Origin of the sequence: Pseudomonas sp. GD03858 (genome assembly GCF_029840925.1) — a bacterium.
In the GTDB taxonomy this organism is placed as follows: domain Bacteria; phylum Pseudomonadota; class Gammaproteobacteria; order Pseudomonadales; family Pseudomonadaceae; genus Aquipseudomonas.
This window is the reverse complement of sequence record NZ_JAOCDM010000119.1, coordinates 1-17,382: the sequence shown is the minus strand read 5'-3', so window position 1 is coordinate 17,382 and position 17,382 is coordinate 1. Positions and strand designations below refer to the sequence as shown.

8 protein-coding genes are annotated in these 17,382 nt (G+C 64.8%); 4 read left to right on the top strand and 4 right to left on the bottom strand.

Going from position 1 to position 17,382, the window contains the following annotated elements; all coding sequences use genetic code 11:
- Positions 1 to 183: 183 nt before the first annotated feature.
- Complete coding sequence (gene speB, locus N5D48_RS22525) at positions 184 to 1,134, bottom strand: agmatinase (protein WP_279888103.1); 951 nt, start codon at positions 1,132 to 1,134, stop codon at positions 184 to 186.
- Positions 1,135 to 1,359: 225 nt separating this feature from the next.
- Between speB and N5D48_RS22520 the strand changes: the two genes are divergently transcribed.
- The 3 genes from N5D48_RS22520 (at position 1,360) to N5D48_RS22510 (ending at position 4,713) form a co-directional block, all read left to right on the top strand.
- A complete protein-coding gene (locus tag N5D48_RS22520; protein WP_279888102.1) occupies positions 1,360 to 2,253 on the top strand; it encodes a LysR family transcriptional regulator in 894 nt (297 codons plus the stop codon).
- Positions 2,254 to 2,393: 140 nt separating this feature from the next.
- Complete coding sequence (locus N5D48_RS22515) at positions 2,394 to 3,959, top strand: PAS domain-containing methyl-accepting chemotaxis protein (protein WP_279888101.1); 1,566 nt, start codon at positions 2,394 to 2,396, stop codon at positions 3,957 to 3,959.
- Between the two features lie 154 nt (positions 3,960 to 4,113).
- A complete protein-coding gene (locus tag N5D48_RS22510; protein WP_279888100.1) occupies positions 4,114 to 4,713 on the top strand; it encodes a DTW domain-containing protein in 600 nt (199 codons plus the stop codon).
- An 8-nt stretch (positions 4,714 to 4,721) separates the two neighbouring features.
- Here N5D48_RS22510 and N5D48_RS22505 read toward each other — a convergent pair whose 3' ends face one another.
- The 3 genes from N5D48_RS22505 to N5D48_RS22495 all read right to left on the bottom strand — a co-directional run bounded on the left by N5D48_RS22505 (position 4,722) and on the right by N5D48_RS22495 (position 9,792).
- Positions 4,722 to 6,077 carry an HlyD family type I secretion periplasmic adaptor subunit gene (locus N5D48_RS22505; RefSeq protein ID WP_279888099.1) on the bottom strand — a complete coding sequence of 452 codons (1,356 nt, stop codon included), beginning with the start codon at positions 6,075 to 6,077 and terminating at the stop codon, positions 4,722 to 4,724.
- A gap of 127 nt (positions 6,078 to 6,204) precedes the next feature.
- A complete protein-coding gene (locus tag N5D48_RS22500) occupies positions 6,205 to 8,340 on the bottom strand; it encodes a type I secretion system permease/ATPase (protein WP_279888104.1) in 2,136 nt (711 codons plus the stop codon).
- A 78-nt stretch (positions 8,341 to 8,418) separates the two neighbouring features.
- Entirely contained in the window at positions 8,419 to 9,792 is a 1,374-nt protein-coding gene (locus tag N5D48_RS22495) for a TolC family outer membrane protein (RefSeq protein ID WP_279888098.1), read from the bottom strand.
- Positions 9,793 to 10,275: 483 nt separating this feature from the next.
- On the opposite strand from N5D48_RS22495, the gene N5D48_RS22490 reads away from it, so the two are divergent.
- Positions 10,276 to 17,382, top strand: coding sequence for a retention module-containing protein (locus N5D48_RS22490; protein WP_279888097.1), 7,107 nt, complete (start codon positions 10,276 to 10,278; stop codon positions 17,380 to 17,382).

Below are 17,382 nucleotides of genomic sequence, written 5' to 3'. Positions count from 1 at the left end.
TCCCGAATGGCTCCTGCCGGGGTCAAGCAATCGATTGCAGCGCAGCGCCTTGTAGGAGCGGCCTTGTGTCGCGAAAGGGCTGCAAGGCAGCCCCGGCCTTCTATGCGAAAACGCCGGAAATCGGGGGCGCTGTGCGCCCCTTTCGCGACACAAGGCCGCTCCTACACGGGTGGTGCTTTACGGCTAGCGGCGCACCACGCCCGGCAGCACGCAGAGCATTTCGAACAGCAGGTTGGCCCCCAGCAGTGAGGTGTTGCCGGTGGTGTCGTAGGGTGGGGAGACTTCGACCAGGTCGCAGCCGATCAGGTCCAGGCCGTGGCAGCCGCGGATGATCTCCATCGCCTGGATGGTGGTCAAGCCGCCGATCTCCGGCGTGCCGGTGCCGGGCGCCCAGGCCGGGTCGATGCCGTCGATGTCGAACGACAGGTACACCGGGCCGCCGCCGACCTTCTCGCGCACTTCGGCCATCAACGGTGCCAGCGACTTGTGCCAGCATTCCTCGGCCTGGACCACACGGAAGCCCTGGCGGCGGCTCCAGTTGAAGTCGTCGGCGGTGTAGCCCTGGGCGCGCAGGCCGATCTGCACCACGCGCTCGCAGTCGAGCAGGCCCTCTTCCACGGCGCGGCGGAAGGTGGTGCCGTGGGCGATCTTCTCGCCGAACATGTGGTCGTTGACGTCGGCGTGGGCATCGATGTGCACCAGGCCGATCTTGCCGTGTTTCTTGTGCAGGGCACGCAGGATCGGCAGGGTGATGGTGTGGTCGCCACCCAGGGTCAACGGGATGATGTTGTGCTCGAGGATTTCGTCGTAGGCCTCTTCGATGATGCGCACGGCGTCGAGCAGGTTGAAGGTGTTGATCGCCACGTCACCGATGTCGGCCACCGACAGCGAGTCGAATGGCGCGGCGCCGGTGGCCATGTTGTACGGGCGGATCATCACCGACTCGGCGCGGATCTGCCGTGGGCCGAAGCGGGTGCCGGAGCGCAGCGAGGTGCCGATGTCCAGGGGCACGCCGATGAACGCGGCATCAAGGCCTTCGGCGCTTTGCAGGTGGGGGAGGCGGAGCATGGTGGCGATGCCGCCGAAACGCGGCATTTCGTTGCCGCCCAGTGGTTGGTGGAGAATCTTGTCCACGGTGGGCCTCATCAGTCGGTCGATTGTTCTGTTTGTTCGAACCTGTGCCGCCGCGCGCCTCGTTCGTCTGGTCTTGTCGGCGGGCAGGGACATTTCGGCCAAGTCTGCGCAAGGTAGTGCGCTGGAAGAATCGCTACCGACAAATACTTACTTCAGGAAAATCTGAACTATCGACCTGAAGGCAGGTTAGACTCTGGCGATTTCCAGCCTGCGGAACCCAGCGCCATGGCCTCATCGCTGCCCGATCTGAAACTGCTGCGTATCTTCGCCAGCGTGGTGCGTCATCAGGGGTTCGCCAACGCCCAGCGCGACCTCAACCTGTCCACCTCGGCCATCAGCACCTACATGAGCCAGTTGGAGGGGGCGCTGGGGATCGTGCTTTGTCATCGTGGCCGTGGTGGTTTCAGCCTGACCAGCAAGGGCGAGCTGTTCCATCAGGAGACGTTGCGCCTGCTCGGTGAGCTGGACGGCTTCGAGCAGTACGCGGCGGCGCTCAAGGGCGAGCTGCGCGGCACCCTCAACCTGGGCGTGATCGACTCCACCGTCGGCGATCGCGCCCTGCCGCTGGCCGAGGCGATTGGCGCCTACAGCCAGGAGCACCCGGCCGTGCACCTGCACCTGTCGGTCTCCAGCCCCTACGAGCTGCAGTTGGGCGTGCAGGACAATCGCCTGGATCTGGCGATCGGTGCGTTCTCCTCGCGCATGAGCGGGCTGGTCTACCAGCCGCTGTATCGCGAGCAGCACTGGCTCTACTGCAGCAATCGTCACCCGCTGTTCGGCGAGCGGCGTATCCCGGAGCCGGTGATCACCCAGCAGCGCATGGTCGGGCGTGGCTACTGGAGCCAGGCGGAGCTGGCCCGGCATGGCTTCAAGCACAGCGCGGCGACGGTGGAGAGCATGGAGGCGCAGCTGATCCTGATCCTTTCCGGCGCCTACATTGGCTACCTGCCCGAGCATTACGCCCAGGCCTGGGTCGACAAGGGCGACCTGCGGGTACTGTCGCCCGCGACGTTCGGCTACCAGGCACCGTTCTCACTGATCATTCGCCGTGGCCGGAGCCGTGAACCCTTGATCCAGACGTTCCGCGACCTGCTAAAGAGCCAGCTCAACGTGGGCTGAGCGAGGTCGTTTTCAGCGCATTCCGTCTGCTTCAGACCATTTCCTACAAAACTTGACCGATGGCGTGCTGGCCATCTGCTAAATATCTACTTGCTCTGATGATTTTCCCATTCATCTGGATAAGCAAGGGACCGCCAACGATGCGCATGAATTTGCCCGTCACTGAGCACGAAAGAACCTTTCCCCAGGACCAGCGGCTGATCTCCACCACCGACCTGAACAGCCGCATCACCTATTGCAACGACGCATTCGTGGCCATCAGCGGTTTCACCTACGACGAACTGGTCGGCCAGCCGCACAACCTGGTACGCCACCCCGACATGCCGCCAGCGGTCTTCGGTCATATGTGGGACACCATCAAGCAGGGCAAGCCCTGGATGGGTGTGGTCAAGAACCGCGCCAAGAACGGGGATTTCTACTGGGTCAGCGCCTATGTCACGGCGGTTTACGAGAATGGTCGGATCAGCGGCTACGAGTCGGTACGCTCGGTACCGACCCGGGACCAGATCCGCCGTGCCGAGAAACTGTATGCCCGCCTGCGTGCCGGGCGCTCGCCGGTACCGCTTGCCGCACGCCTGGGGCATGACGTCGGCCATGGCTGGCCGCTGATCGTCGCGGGACTGCTGTCGGCCGCCGCTTATCTCTGGCTGCCGTCCTATGCCGCGCTGGGCGTGCTGACGGCCAGCCTGCTGGCGGCCTGGTACGTGGTCGAGCACCGGCAGAACCAGTCGATCCGGCGCACGCTCGACGAGCACCCCAAAGCTTTCACCAGCCCGCTGGTGGCGCTGACCTACAGTGACAATCCGGGCCTGCAGGGGCAACTCGACCTGGCGATCATCAGCGAGGAGGCCCGTCTGCAGACCGCGCTGACCCGGCTGGTCGACGCCGGTGTCGGGGTCAAGTCGCGGGCTGCGCAGTCCGCCGGTCTGTCCGATGCGCAGGCGCAGATGCTCGACCGCCAGCGCAGCGAGACCGACCAGTCGGCCACCGCCATCGCGCAGATGGCGGCGACCATCCAGCAGGTCACCCACAACGTGCAGACCACCGCCCATGCCGCCAGCGACGCCGACCAACTGGCCCAGCAGGGCAGCGAACTGGCGCAACAGAGCTTGCGGGCCATGGGCAGCATGAGCGAGGCGGTGAGCGATATCGGACAGGCGGTCAACGCCCTGGCCGAGCAGACCCAGTCGATCGGCAGCGTGGTGGATGTGATCACCTCGATCGCCGAACAGACCAATCTGCTGGCGCTCAACGCGGCCATCGAGGCGGCTCGGGCCGGCGAGCAGGGCAGGGGCTTCGCCGTGGTCGCCGATGAAGTCCGTTCCCTGGCGCAGCGCACCCGTGCCTCGACCGACGAGATCCATCACATCATCTCCACCTTGCGTAGCGGGGCCGATCGCGCGGTGGCCAGTGCCAGCCGTGGGCAGCAGATCTCCAGTGACAGCGTGCACAGTGTCGAGGCGGTGCAGGGGGCGTTGTCGGGCATCGCCCAGGCGGTCAGCCGCATCACCGGCATGAGCCAGCAGATGGCCACGGCGTCCGAGCAGCAGAGCCATGTGGCCGAAGACATCAACCAGCAGATCGTGCGCATCGCCCATCTGTGCGACGAGAGCGCGGGTCAGGCCAAGCAAGGAGCCGAGATCAGCCAGGACCTGGAACGGATGGCGGAGTACCTGCATAGCCTGGCTGAGCGGTTCAACCGATAAGCCCAGGTTTGCAGGCCCATTCGCGGGCAAGCCCGCTCCCACAGGTAGAGCACCAGCCTCGCAGCTTGTGTGATTCGTGTGGGAGCGGGCTTGCCCGCAAAGCGGGCCCAAGATCCCGGTCTGTGGCAAAATCCCTCCGCCAACGGAGCCCCTCATGTCCAGACCTCGCTGCGAGCGTTGCCAGCGCCCGCTCACCCATTGCCTTTGCCCACTGATCCCGCGCCTCGACAGCCGCACCCGCGTGGTCGTGCTGCAACACCCCAGTGAAACCACCCACGCCCTGAACACCGCACGTCTGGCTGCCCTTGGGCTGGTCAATGCCGAGCTGCGGATCGGCGAAGTGTTCGACAATCTGGACGCGCTACTGGCCACGCCGGGCTATCGCCCGGTGCTGCTGTTCCCCGGTGACGAGGCCGAGCTCCTGCAAGGCTATGGGCAAGGCGCCGGCCTGCCGCTGATGCTGATCGTGCCGGATGGCACCTGGCGCAAGGCGCGCAAGCTGCTGTACCTGAATCCACTGCTCGATGCATTGCCACGGGTGACCCTGGACAGCGTCCAGCCATCGCGCTATCGCTTGCGCAAGGCACCGGAGCCGGGCGCCTTGTCGACGCTCGAAGCGGTGGTGCGAGCATTGAATGTGCTGGAGGCACCGGCAGGGTTCGATGCCTTGCTGCGCCCGTTCGAGGTGTTGATCGAAGGCCAGATCGAGGCCATGGGTGCCGAGACGTTCCAGCGCAATCACGGGCCAGGCTGAGGGGGCTGTCAGCGCTCGCGCAAGGCTTCCGTGCGCGCCTTCATCACAGGTTTCAACAGGTAGTCCAGCACGCTCTTCTGCCCGGTGATGATATCCACCGTGGCCACCATTCCCGGAATGATCAGCAGCGGCTTGTTGTCGCCGCCCAGGTGGTTCTTGTCGGTGCGCACCTGGATCAGGTAGAACGCATTGCCCTTGTCGTCGGTGACGGTATCGGCGCCGATCAGTTCCAGCTTGGCCTTCAACCCACCGTAGATGGTGTAGTCGTAGGCGCTGAACTTGACCATCGCGGTCTGCCCCGGATGCAGGAACGCCACGTCCTGCGGCCGCACCTTGGCTTCGATCAGCAGGTTGTCCTCGATCGGCACGATCTCCACCAGGTCGCTGCCGGGCTGCACCACGCCGCCGATGGTGTTGACCTTGAGCAGCTTGACGATGCCGCGCACCGGCGACACCACGGTGGTGCGGTTGACCCGGTCGTCGATGGCGATGCTGGTGGCGGTGATCTTGGAAAGCTCCGTGCGCTTGTCGTTGAGCTCCTTGGCGGCGTCGGAGCGGAAACTGGCGTCCGATTCCTGGATCTTGCTGCGAATCTCGGCGATCGCCGCCTCGGCGCGGGGGATGGCGAGGTTGGTGGCGTTGAGCTGGCCGCGCGCTTCGACCGTGCGCTGCTTGAGGCGCAGGATTTCCACCGGGGAGATCGCGCCCTTGCCCACCAGCGGCGCGGACATGTCCAGTTCCTGCTGCAGCAGGCCGAGGGCGGAGCGGTACTGCTCGACCTTGGAGCGGAACTCGGCCAGCTCCTGGGTCTTCTGCCGCAGCTGTTCGTTGAGGGTCTGCTTCTCGCTGGCCAGGCGGCGCTGGCGCGAGTCGTACAGGGCGGCTTCATCCTCGGCGACCTGTGGCGCCTTGGCGCGTACTTCCTGCGACAACACGAAAGGACGGCCTTCGGACTCGGCCGATAGCCGTTCCACCTGAGCGGTGAGGGCATAGCGGTCGGCCTCGCTCTCACCCTTGTTCGATTTGAAGCGGGTATCGTCCAGGCGCAGCAGGGTGGCGCCTTTGTCGACCATCTGGCCTTCGCGCACGAAAATCTCGGTGACGATGCCGCCTTCGAGGTTCTGCACCACCTGCACCTTGCTCGACGGAATGGCTTTGCCTTCGCCGACGGTGACTTCGTCGAGCACCGCGAAGTTGGCCCAGGCCAGCGCCACCAGCAACAGGATCGCCGCCAGCCATACGGTCAGGCGTGACAGGCTGGGCGAGTCCTGCAGGGTGGCGCCAGCCAGCTCCGGCATGTAGTCGCGTTCGGCGCGCTTGTCGGTGCCCTGGAGGTAGCTGCGTATGCTGTGGATGATGGGCATGTCGTACCTCACCTGGAATTTGACGAGGCCCCTGTGGGAGCGGGTTTACCCGCGAATGCTTTAGTGGCCTCACCGATGCTCTCGCGGGTAAACCCGCTCCCACAGAGACCAAGTCGTCTTTTGTGTCTTACAGTGCCGCGCCGATACGGCCCTTGCGCAGCGCGTCGATGACCGCGTCCTTCGGCCCGTCGGCGACGATCTTGCCGTTGTCCAGCACCAGTAGCCGGTCCACCAGGCTGAGCATCGAGGTGCGGTGGGTGACCAGCAGCAGGGTCTTGCCCGGCACCCAGTTCAGCAGGCGCTGGCGCAGTTGCTCCTCGCTGCTGTTGTCCATGTGGCTGGTGGGCTCGTCGAGGATCAGGATCGGTGGTTCCAGCAGCAGTGCCCTGGCCAGCAGCACCGCCTGGCGCTGGCCGCCGGAAAGCAGTTGGCCGCGCTCGCCCACCGGGCGGTCGAATCCTTGCGGATGCTGGCGGGCCAGCTCGCTGACGCCTGCCAGTTCGGCCACCTCGAGCATGCGCGCGTCGCTGACGTGACGAGCGCCCAGGGTCAGGTTGTCGCGCAGGCTGCCGGCCAGCAGCGGCAGATCGTGGGCCACGTAGCCGAGCTGATTGCGCAGGTCGGCGATGTCCAGTTGGCGAAGGTCGAGGTTGTCCAGCAGCACCTGGCCTTCGTCGGGATGATGGAAGCCCATCAGCAGGCGCGCCAGGGTGCTCTTGCCCGAACCGCTGCGGCCGATGATGCCGATCCGTTCGCCTGGCTTGACTGTGACACTCACGTCATTGAGGGCCGGAGCGCTCTGGCCCGGGTAGCGGAAGGTGGCGTGGTTGATGCCGATGCCGCCCTGCAGCGCGGTGTGTTCCAGGGCCTGCTGGTCAGCCTGGCGCTCCTGGGGCAGGCTCATCAGGGCGTCGGTGCTGCGCATGGTCAGTTGCGCTTGCTGGTAGCGGGTGATCAGCCCGGCGATCTGCCCCAGCGGCGCGAGCACCCGGCTGCCGAGCATGTAGCTGGCCACCAGCGCGCCGACGCTGAGGTTGCCGGCGATGATGCTGTAGACCCCGGCGACGATGGTGGCCATGCCGCAGAACTGCTGGATGAACAGGGTGCCGTTGCTGGCCAGTGACGACAGGTTGCGGGCATGGGCGTCGAGGCGGGCGATGGCGCCATTGGTGTGCTCCCACTGGTACTGGCGCTCGCTTTCGGCGCCACAGGCCTTGAGGGTTTCCAGGCCGCCCAGGGTCTCGATCAGCAGGGCCTGGCGCACCGCGCCCAGGCTCAGGCTCTTTTGTACCGTGTCACGCAGGCGTACCTGGATGAACAGGGCCAGGCCCACGGCCACCGGGAACGCGATCAGCGGGATCACCACCAGCCAGCCACCGAGCAGGCCGATCACCAACAGCATCAGGGCCACGAATGGCAGGTCGATGATGCTGGTCAGGGTCACGGCGGTGAGGAATTCGCGCAGCCCCTGGAAGTCATGGATGCTTTGGGCGAAGCCGCCGATGGTGGCCGGGCGGGCCTTCATGCTCATGCCGGTGATGCGTTCGAACAGGGTGGCGGAGAGAATCAGGTCGGTCTTCTTGCCTGCCTGGTCCAGCAGGTGGGCGCGCACCGTGCGCAGCACCAGCTCGAAGGCGGTGCCGATGAACAGGCCGGCTACCAGTACCCACAGGGTGGACGTCGCCTGGTTGGGCACCACGCGGTCGTAGGTCTGCATGACGAACAACGGCACCATCAGCCCCAGCAGGTTGATCAGCAGGCTGGCCAGCAGGGCGTCGCCATATAGCCAGCGGGAGTGGCGCAGGGTGTCGCGGAACCAGGCGTTGACCCGGGGGATCAGGGGCGCACGCACGTCTTCCAGGGTGTGCCGGGGGCGCGCGAACAGCGCCTGGCCACTGTAGGCCTCGGCCAGGGCCTCGCGCTCGACCCACTGCTCGCCGCCTTCGGCTTCGCACGGCAACAGCAATGCCCGGCCATGCTCGCCCCAGCGTTGCAGCACGGCGCTGCGGCCGTCATTGAGGATCAGCAGCACAGGCAGGTTGAGCGGGGAGATGGCGTCCAGGCCGCGCTGCAGCACGCGTGCCTGCAGTCCGGCGCGGGCGGCGGCGCGAGGCAGCAGGGCCAAGTCCAGGTGCTGCTCGGCCAACGGCAGGCCGCTGCACAGACTGGCACGGCTGGCCATGCAGCCGTGCAGCTTGCACAGGATCAGCAGGCCATCGAGCAACGGATCATCAACATCCAGGCGCGGTTGCGCACTTTGCATACTGGTCACGATGGCCTGCTCCTGCCGCGGTGGACGGGAAATGGGCGCTGGCGGAACGTCCCTGGTCGGCTCCAGAACCTAACGCATGTCGGGCAACCTGGCTTCGTTGCGCACTTCGGTCTTGGCGATGGCCTCCGGCGGCAGCGAGATGCGTTGCTTGCTCAGCAGTTCGCCCATGGTCGCCAGCACCCGGTACATGGAGAACTCTTCGGTGTAGCGCACCTCGGTGTAGCGGCGGTTGGCGTTGTACAGCTCGTTCTCGCTGTCGAGCACATCGAGCAGGGTGCGCTGGCCCAGGCCGAACTGGTCCTGGTAGGCGGCGCGCACGCGTTGCGTGGTTTCGGCGTACTCGCGGGCGCTCGGGGTCTGCTTGCGGGCGTTGTTCATCGCGTTCCAGGCCAGGCTCAGGTTCTCGTTGAGCTCGCGCAGGGCATTGTTGCGGATGTCCATGGCCTGGTTGATCTTGTGCGCGTCGGACTGCAGGCGGGCCTTGTCGCTGCCGCCGCGGAACAGGTTGTAGCTGAGCTCGACACCCGCCTGCCAATCGTTGTTGGCGTGGCCTTCCTGGCCACCGATGTTGTTGTTCGCGCCGGTGGCCAGCACTGCATCCAGACGTGGATAGAAGGGCGACTTGGCCACTTCGTATTGCTGCTCGGCGGAACGCACGTCGGCCTGGGCCGACTTGAGGTAGGGGTTGTTCTCCAGCATGCCCTGGCGAGCATTCTGCAGATCGCCCGGCATTTCGCCCTTGACCGTGACCGGCGTCTCCAGCTCGTCGGGCATGCGGCCGACTACGCTGTAGAAGTTGGCCTCGGCGTCGGCCAGGTCGACCTCGGCGGTATCCAGGTTGTTCTCGGCCAGGGCGCGACGGGCGCGGGACTGGTCGAGGTCGGCGGTGCTGCCCACGCCACGTTCGCTGCGCAGGCCGATCTGGTCGTTGACCCGCAGGTGGGCCTGCAGGTTGTTCTTGGCCAGGGTCACCAGTTCGCGGCGCTTGAGCACTTCGAGGTAGACCTCGATGGCGCGCAGGGCCACGGTCTCGGCGGTGGCCTGGGTGTAGTAGGCGCGCGAGGTGGCCACCGCTTCGGTGCGGGCGACCTCGTTGGAGGTGTTGAAGCCGTCGAACAGCATCTGCCGCAGGCGCAGTTCGGATTGGGTGTAGTTGAGCGTCTTCTTGTCGTGGTTCCGCGTGCCGTCGGTGTCGAACGTGCGGGTGTTGGTGTTGTCGGAGCGTTGCCGGCCATAGCCTGCGACCAGATCGACGGTTGGGTAGTAGCCCCCGCGCGCGAACTTCACATCCTCGTCGGCGGACAGCCTGCTGTTGCGGCTGGCGCTGATTTCCGGATGCTGGTCCACGGCGTTCTGGACAGCCTCGGTGATCGACATCGCCTGACTGTTGGCACACGCCATGGCCAACAAAATCGCACTGGTGATGGGGGTTAAAGCGCGCATGGGGTACATCTCCCTGGTCTCGAATAATGTCCTGCTGTTCGCCAAAAAAATGACGAAAATTTAGAATCAAACCGTTTCAGGTTTGTAACAACAGAGCTAAGAACATTTAACGGGCGAGCTAAGAAGATTTTTTCATAAGTTATATGCGAAAAAAAACTTATGCGGTCTAAGAAATCCGGGACATTGTTTCATTCAGGTGGTTACGGGAATTGGCTGGGACAAGCGATTTTCGGGCCTCGGAGAAAGTTCCAGATTTTTTGCAGCTAAGGAGACAGGGGAGGAAGGCGAAAGCGGAATTTGGCGACAAAAAAATGGCACTAAATAATGGCCATTCACCATCTTCTCTATCGCGGCAGTCGTCACAAGGAGCGTGTTTTCTCACGAACGTGACAGCAACGATCCGTGAACCCGGAACGTTGTGGGATCTACTACCCGACCAGCCTTGAACTGCGAAAAACCCATCGGCAGGGGAGGCGTACGCTCATGGCTAAATTAGTCGGTGTGGTCAGCAAGGTAGTCGGCCAGGTATTCGCGGTAAGTGACGACGGCCATCGCCGTGCGCTGGTGGAGGGCGACCGCCTGTTCGCCGGCGAGCAGCTGGAGACCGGCAGTGCCGGCGCGGTGGCCGTTCGCTTGCATAACGGTGCCGAACTTACCCTGGGCCGTGGCAGCAGCCTGGAGATGACCCCCGACCTGCTGGCCAATCGCGCGCCCCATGTACAGGCGCCGGACTCGGCGCCCAGCGAAGCCCAGCTCAGCGATGTCGAGCAGTTGCAGCGCGCCATCGCCGCCGGGGCCGACCCGACGCAGGAAGGCGAGGCGACCGCGGCGGGTGGCAACCCCACTGGCGTGGCGGGCGCGCTCGGCGGCGGGCATAGTTTCGTGATCCTGACCGAGGTCGCCGGACGGGTGGATCCGACCATCGGATTCCCCACGGCGGGGTTCAACGGTATTCCCGAACTGGTCAGCCGTGAGCTCGGCGGGCTCGACGGCAATGACGAGCGAGCACCGCTGCAGGACAATCCGCTACCACCTGACAATCCCGTCAGCCTCCAGGGGCTGGACGTCAGCCCCGCCGAACTGACCCTGGACGAGGCCAACCTGTCCCAAGGTTCGGCCAGCAACCCGGCTGCGCTGACTCAATCCGGCAGCTTCACGGTCGTCGCGCCCGACGGCGTGTTCAACCTCAGCGTGGGGGGCATCAACGTCGTCACGGGTGGCGTGGTGACTGGCGTCGGTCAGTCCATCGTCACTGGGCTCGGCAACGTGCTGACCATCACCGGCTACAACCCGACCACCGGCGTGGTGAGCTACAGCTATACCCTGACCGGCGCGGAGCAGCACCCGGATGGCGCGGGCAGCAATTCCCTGGGCGAGCACTTCCCGGTGCTGGTCAGCGATACCGACGGCGATGTGGCCAGCGGCACCCTGGATGTGATCATTCGCGACGACGTGCCCAGGGCCGTGAACGACAGCAATGCCGTCACCGCCACCGAGCAGCATGTGGAACTCACCGGCAACGTGCTGGATAACGACATCCAGGGCGCCGATCGTATCCCCAGTGGCCCGGTGGTGGCCGGAACCTTTGTCGGCACCTATGGCACGCTGGTGCTGGCAGCGGACGGTTCCTACACCTACACCCTCAACACGGACGACCCTGACTTCAAGAACCTGCAGGGCGGCGGTAGTGGCGTGGAGACCTTCACCTACACGTTGAAGGACGCCGACGGCGATACCAGCACGGCGACGCTGACCCTCAATGTCACCAACCTCGATGATCCGGTAACCCTTGGCGGCCTGGACGTCAACGGCGGCGAGCTGACGGTCTATGAGAAGAACCTGGCCGACGGCAGCGCACCGAACAGCGGTGCCTTGACGCAGAGCGGCACCTTCACGGTCACCGCGCCGGATGGCCTGCAAAGCCTGAGCGTCGGTGGCATCACGGTGGTCAGCGGCGGCGTGGCGGCGAGCTTCCCACAGTCGATCACCACGGCGTTGGGCAATACCCTGACCATCACCGGTTACAACGCGGCCACCGGGGTGGTGAGCTACAGCTACACCCTGCTGGACAATGAAAACCATGCCAACGGCGACGGTGCCAACAGCCTTTCCGAGCACTTCACCGTCACCGCCACGGACACTGATGGCAGCACGGCCAATGGTTCGCTGGATGTCAACATCATCGATGACCTGCCCAAGGCCAACCCGGACTCGGCCAGTGTCGCCGAGGGCGGCACGGTCAGTGGCAATGTGCTGGACAATGACGTTGCCGGCGCCGACCTGAGGGCCGACGGTCGTTATGTGGTCGGCGTGCGTGCCGGTTCCGATACCTCTACCTCGGCCAGCGGCAATCTAGGCAGTCCGATCCAGGGCCAGTACGGCTACCTGACCCTCGACGCCCAGGGCAATGCCACCTACCACGCCAATCCCAACAGCGTGGCGCCGGCCGGAGCGAGCGATGTGTTCGTCTATACCGTGCGCGACAACGATGGCGACGAAAGCACCACCACCATCACCATCGACGTGCGTGATTGCTCGCTGATCGCCGGGCCGGACAGCGAGGTCACGGTCTACGAGAAAGCGCTGGACCTGAACAAGGACGGCAACGACCTGGCTGGTGGCACGGTCACTGGCAGCGAGCCAGGGTCGACCGGCGAGACCGCCAGTGGCTCGTTGGCCGGATCGGTCAGCGGTGGGGTCGGGGCCTTGACCTTTACCCTGGTCGGCAACGCGACCGGTCAATACGGCCAGATCCAGCTCAATGCCGATGGCACCTATACCTACACCCTGACATCCGCGCCAAACTCGCCGAACCACGTCAACGACGGCCCGAATGTGCTGACAGAGTCCTTCACCTACGAGGTGAAGGACTCGCTGGGCAACTCGACCACCAGCACCATCGTCATCAACATCGTCGACGATGTGCCCAAGGCCTACAGCGACTTTGCCAATGTCTACGAGGGCGGCAGCGTCAGTGGCAATGTGCTGGTCAACGATGTGATCGGCGCGGACGTGCCCGCCGATGGCAAGTACGTGGTCGGCGTGCGGGCCGGCTCCGACACTTCCACCTCGGCCATTGGCCAGCTGGGCAGCAATGTGGCCGGGCAGTACGGCTACCTGACCCTCGACGCCCAGGGCAACGCCACCTATCACGCCAACCCAAACAGCGTGGCGCCGGCCGGGGCCACGGATGTGTTCGTCTACACCATCCGCGACGCCGACGGTGACGAAAGCACCACCACCATCACCATCAATGTGCACGACAACTCGCTGGTCGCTTGCCCGGACGATACGGCCAAGGTCTACGAGAAGGCGCTCGATCTGGTCAAGGACGGCAACGACCTGGCCGCAGGCACTGTCACCGGCAGCGATCCGCAATCGAACGCGGAGACCACGGGCGGCTCGCTGGCCGGATCGGTCAGCGGGGGCATCGGTGCCTTGACCTTCAGCCTGGTCGGCAGCGCCACCGGCCAGTATGGCCAGATCCAGCTCAATGCCGATGGTACCTATACCTACACCCTGACATCCGCGCCCAACTCGCCGAGTCATGTCAACGATGGTCCGAATGTGCTGACAGAATCCTTCACTTACCAAGTGAAGGACTCGCTGGGCAATACGACCACCAGCACCATCGTGGTCAGCATCGTCGACGATGTACCCAAGGCCCACAGCGACTTCGTCAACGTCTACGAGGGCGGCAGCGTCAGTGGCAATGTACTGGTCAACGATGTGATCGGCGCGGACGTGCCCGCCGATGGCAAGTACGTGGTCGGCGTGCGGGCCGGCTCCGACACTTCCACCTCGGCCATTGGCCAGCTGGGCAGCAATGTGGCCGGGCAGTACGGCTACCTGACCCTCGACGCCCAGGGCAACGCCACCTATCACGCCAACCCAAACAGCGTGGCGCCGGCCGGGGCCACGGAGGTGTTCGTCTATACCATCCGCGACGCGGACGGTGACGAAAGCACCACCACCATCACCATCAACGTGCACGACATCTCGCTGGTCGCCTGCCCGGACGACACGGCCAAGGTCTACGAGAAGGCGCTCGACCTGGTCAAGGACGGCAACGACCTGGCCGCAGGCACTGTCACCGGCAGCGATCCGCACTCCAGCGCGGAGACCACCAGCGGCTCGCTGGCCGGCTCGATCAGCGGGGGCATCGGCGCCTTGACCTTCACCCTGGTTGGCAATGCCGCAGGCCAGTACGGTCAGATCCAGCTCAATGCCGATGGCTCCTACACCTATACCCTGACGTCCGCGGCCAATTCGCCCAACCACGCCAATGATGGCCCGAACGTCGTGACCGAGAGCTTCACCTACGAGGTCAAGGACTCGCTGGGCAACTCGACCACCAGCACCATCGTCATCAACATCGTCGACGACGTGCCCAAGGCCCATTGCGACGAGGCTTCGGTCAAGGAGGGCGGCAGCGTCAGCGGCAATGTGCTGGACAACGATGTGATCGGCGCTGACGTGCGTGCCGACGGGCAATACGTGGTCGGGGTGCGCGCAGGTTCCGATACCTCGACTTCAGCCAGCGGCCATGTGGGCGAGACGATCGTCGGCCAGTACGGCTACCTGACCCTGGACAGCCAGGGCAATGCCACCTATCACGCCAACCCCGATAGTGTGCCGCCCGCCGGGGCGACCGACAGTTTCGTCTACACCATCCGCGACGCTGATGGCGACGAGAGCACCACTACCATCCGCATCCATGTGCAGGACAGCAAGCTGGTTGCCTGCGAGGACAGCGATGTCACTGTCTACGAGAAAGCCCTGGACCTGCACAAGGATGGCAATGATCTGGCCGCCGGCACCGTGACCGGCAGCGAGCCCGGCTCAAGCGGTGAAACGGCGTCCGGCAGCCTGGTGGGATCGGTTGGTGGTGGCGTTGGCGCATTGACCTACAGTCTGGTTGGCAATGCCGTAGGCCAGTACGGTCAGATCCAGCTCAACGCCGATGGCTCCTACACCTACACCCTGACCTCGGCGCCCAAGACGCCGGGCGGTGCAAACGATGGGGTCAACACCGTCAACGAGTACTTCACCTACAAGGCCACCGATGCGCTGGGCAACAGCGTGACCAGCACCATCGCCATCAACATCGTCGACGATGTGCCGAAGGTCGAATGCGCGGTGCGCAGCATCACCCCGGGCCAGGTGGACTCCAACATCCTGCTGGTGGTGGATGTTTCCAGCAGCATGGCCGCGGGCTCAGGCGTGCCGGGGCTGACCCGCCTGGAGCTGGCCAAGCAGGCCATCAACGCCTTGCTCGACAAGTACGACGAAATGGGCGACATCAAGGTGCAGATCGTCACCTTCGGCACCGGCGCCGAGGTGAAGACGCCGGTATGGGTCTCGATCAGCGAGGCCAAGAGCCTGATCGCCGGGCTCACCCCCGGCGGTTCGACCTACTACGACTCGGCGGCCACCAAGGCCCAGGAAGCCTTCGCCACCACCGGCAAGCTGGTGGGGGCGCAGAACATCAGCTACTTCTTCTCCGACGGCGAGCCCACCAACGGCCACGCCATGACGGCGCCGCGCGAGGCCGCCTGGGAAACCTTCCTCGACAGCAATGGCATCAAATCCTACGCCATCGGCATGGGCAGCGGCGTCAACGAGGGCAACCTCAACCCGTTGGCCTATGACGGCAGCAGCCATACCGACACCAACTCGGTGGTGGTCACCGACCTCAGCCAGCTCGGCGCGGTGCTCTCCGGCACGGTGCAGGGCGCACCTATCACCGGCAGCCTGATGAGCGGCGGCGACTTCGGCGCCGACGGCGGGTTCATCAAGGCATTGCTGGTGGATGGCACCACCTATACCTACGATCCCAAGGCCAATGGCGGGCAAGGCGGCTACTCGGTCAGTGGCGGCGCGGACAAGGCGTCGTTCGATACCGTCAGCAACAGCCTGAACATCAAGACCGGCCTGGGCGGCACCCTGGTGGTGAACATGGACAGTGGCGATTTCACCTATACGCCGCCGAAGGACAACGGCAGCGGGCAGGTGGAGAAGATCGGCTTTACCGCCAGCGACAACGACGGCGACACCCGCAGTGCCAGCCTGACGGTGCATATCAACAGCAATGGCGCGCCGGTGGCTGGCGCCGACCACATCATCACCAACATCGCAGGGGCCACGGTGACCGTGCCAGCAGAAGCCCTGCTGGCCAACGACAGCGACCCGGACCACGACCGGCTCAGTGCCGCGCCCATCACCTTCAATACCGGCTTCGGCGACAAGGGGGCGGGATTCACCGCTGGCACGCAGGCGCAGACCATCAAGTTCGACGCGACCCCCAACAGGGCCGAGAACCAGTTCCGCGACCTGGCCCGCAGCGAGTTCACCAGCCTCAACGGCACCATGACGGCAGCGCTGGTGGTCGCGGGCTACCTGGGCTCGATCAGTACCAGCAATGCCAATGACGAGGACACGCTGACGGTCACCCTGCGCAAGGGCGAGACCCTGACCCTCGATCATGACCGCCCCGCCGGCAACCTGCTGATGGAGTGGAAGGATGCCAGCGGCAGTTACCAGACCATTGCCGATGGTGGCAGCTTCACCGCCAGCCATGACGGGGTGTACAGCATCCATGTGATCAACACCGAGAACGCCTCCGGCAACAGCAAGGCCGCCGAGAACTACAAACTGAGCATGGTGGTGGACTACAGCAACGCCAGCAATGACGTCTATCACGGTAGCTACACCGTCAGCGACAACCATGGCGGCACGGCCACCGGCGCGGTGGACATCACCTACCAGTCCGGCAATGTGCTCACGGGCACCGCGGCGGACGACGTGCTGCTGGCCGGAGCGGGGGATGCCACCTTGCACGGCGGTGCTGGCAACGATGTGCTGGTGGCTGGCAGCGGCAACAACAGCCTGTATGGCGGTGAAGGTGACGACCTGCTGATCGGCGGGCCGGGCAATGACCTGCTCGACGGTGGGGCGGGCAACGACACCGCCAGCTATGCCAGGGCCGGTAGCGGCGTGACCGTCGACCTGAGCCATGTCGGTCAGCAGAACACCGTAGGTGCGGGCCTGGACACCCTGACCGGCATCGAGAACCTGGTCGGCTCCGACTACAACGACACGCTGATCGGCAATGACGGCGACAATGTGCTCAACGGCGGGGTGGGCAATGACGTGCTCAAGGGCGGTGCCGGCAACGACATCCTGATCGGTGGGCCCGGTGACGATACGCTGACCGGTGGCAGCGGTAACGACACCTTCGTCTGGCAGAAGGGCGACACGGGGCATGACACCGTGACCGACTTCACTCCGGGCAGTGACCGGCTGGACCTGTCGCAGTTGCTGCAGGGCGAGAGCGCCACCAGTGCTTCGCTGGACGATTACCTGCAGTTCAAGGTCAGTGGTAGCGGCGCGAATGTCGTGTCGACCATTCAGGTCAGCAGTGTCGCTGGCGCGGCACCGACCCAGACCATCGACCTGGCCGGGGTGGATCTGGCGCAGCACTACGGGGTCTCGGCCGGGGCGGGTGGGGTGATCGCATCGGGGCATGACACGGCGACCATCATCAACGGCATGCTCAATGACCATTCGTTGAAGGTGGATACGGTGTAA

Excerpts from the sequence above, each read along its gene's own strand:
- N5D48_RS22520 (WP_279888102.1), top strand. The coding sequence starts at position 1,360 with ATGGCCTCATCGCTGCCCGATCTGAAACTGCTGCGTATCTTCGCCAGC.
- N5D48_RS22515 (WP_279888101.1), top strand. The coding sequence starts at position 2,394 with ATGCGCATGAATTTGCCCGTCACTGAGCACGAAAGAACCTTTCCCCAG.
- N5D48_RS22510 (WP_279888100.1), top strand. The coding sequence starts at position 4,114 with ATGTCCAGACCTCGCTGCGAGCGTTGCCAGCGCCCGCTCACCCATTGC.
- N5D48_RS22505 (WP_279888099.1), bottom strand. The coding sequence starts at position 6,077 with ATGCCCATCATCCACAGCATACGCAGCTACCTCCAGGGCACCGACAAG.
- N5D48_RS22500 (WP_279888104.1), bottom strand. The coding sequence starts at position 8,340 with ATGCAAAGTGCGCAACCGCGCCTGGATGTTGATGATCCGTTGCTCGAT.
- N5D48_RS22495 (WP_279888098.1), bottom strand. The coding sequence starts at position 9,792 with ATGCGCGCTTTAACCCCCATCACCAGTGCGATTTTGTTGGCCATGGCG.
- N5D48_RS22490 (WP_279888097.1), top strand. The coding sequence starts at position 10,276 with ATGGCTAAATTAGTCGGTGTGGTCAGCAAGGTAGTCGGCCAGGTATTC.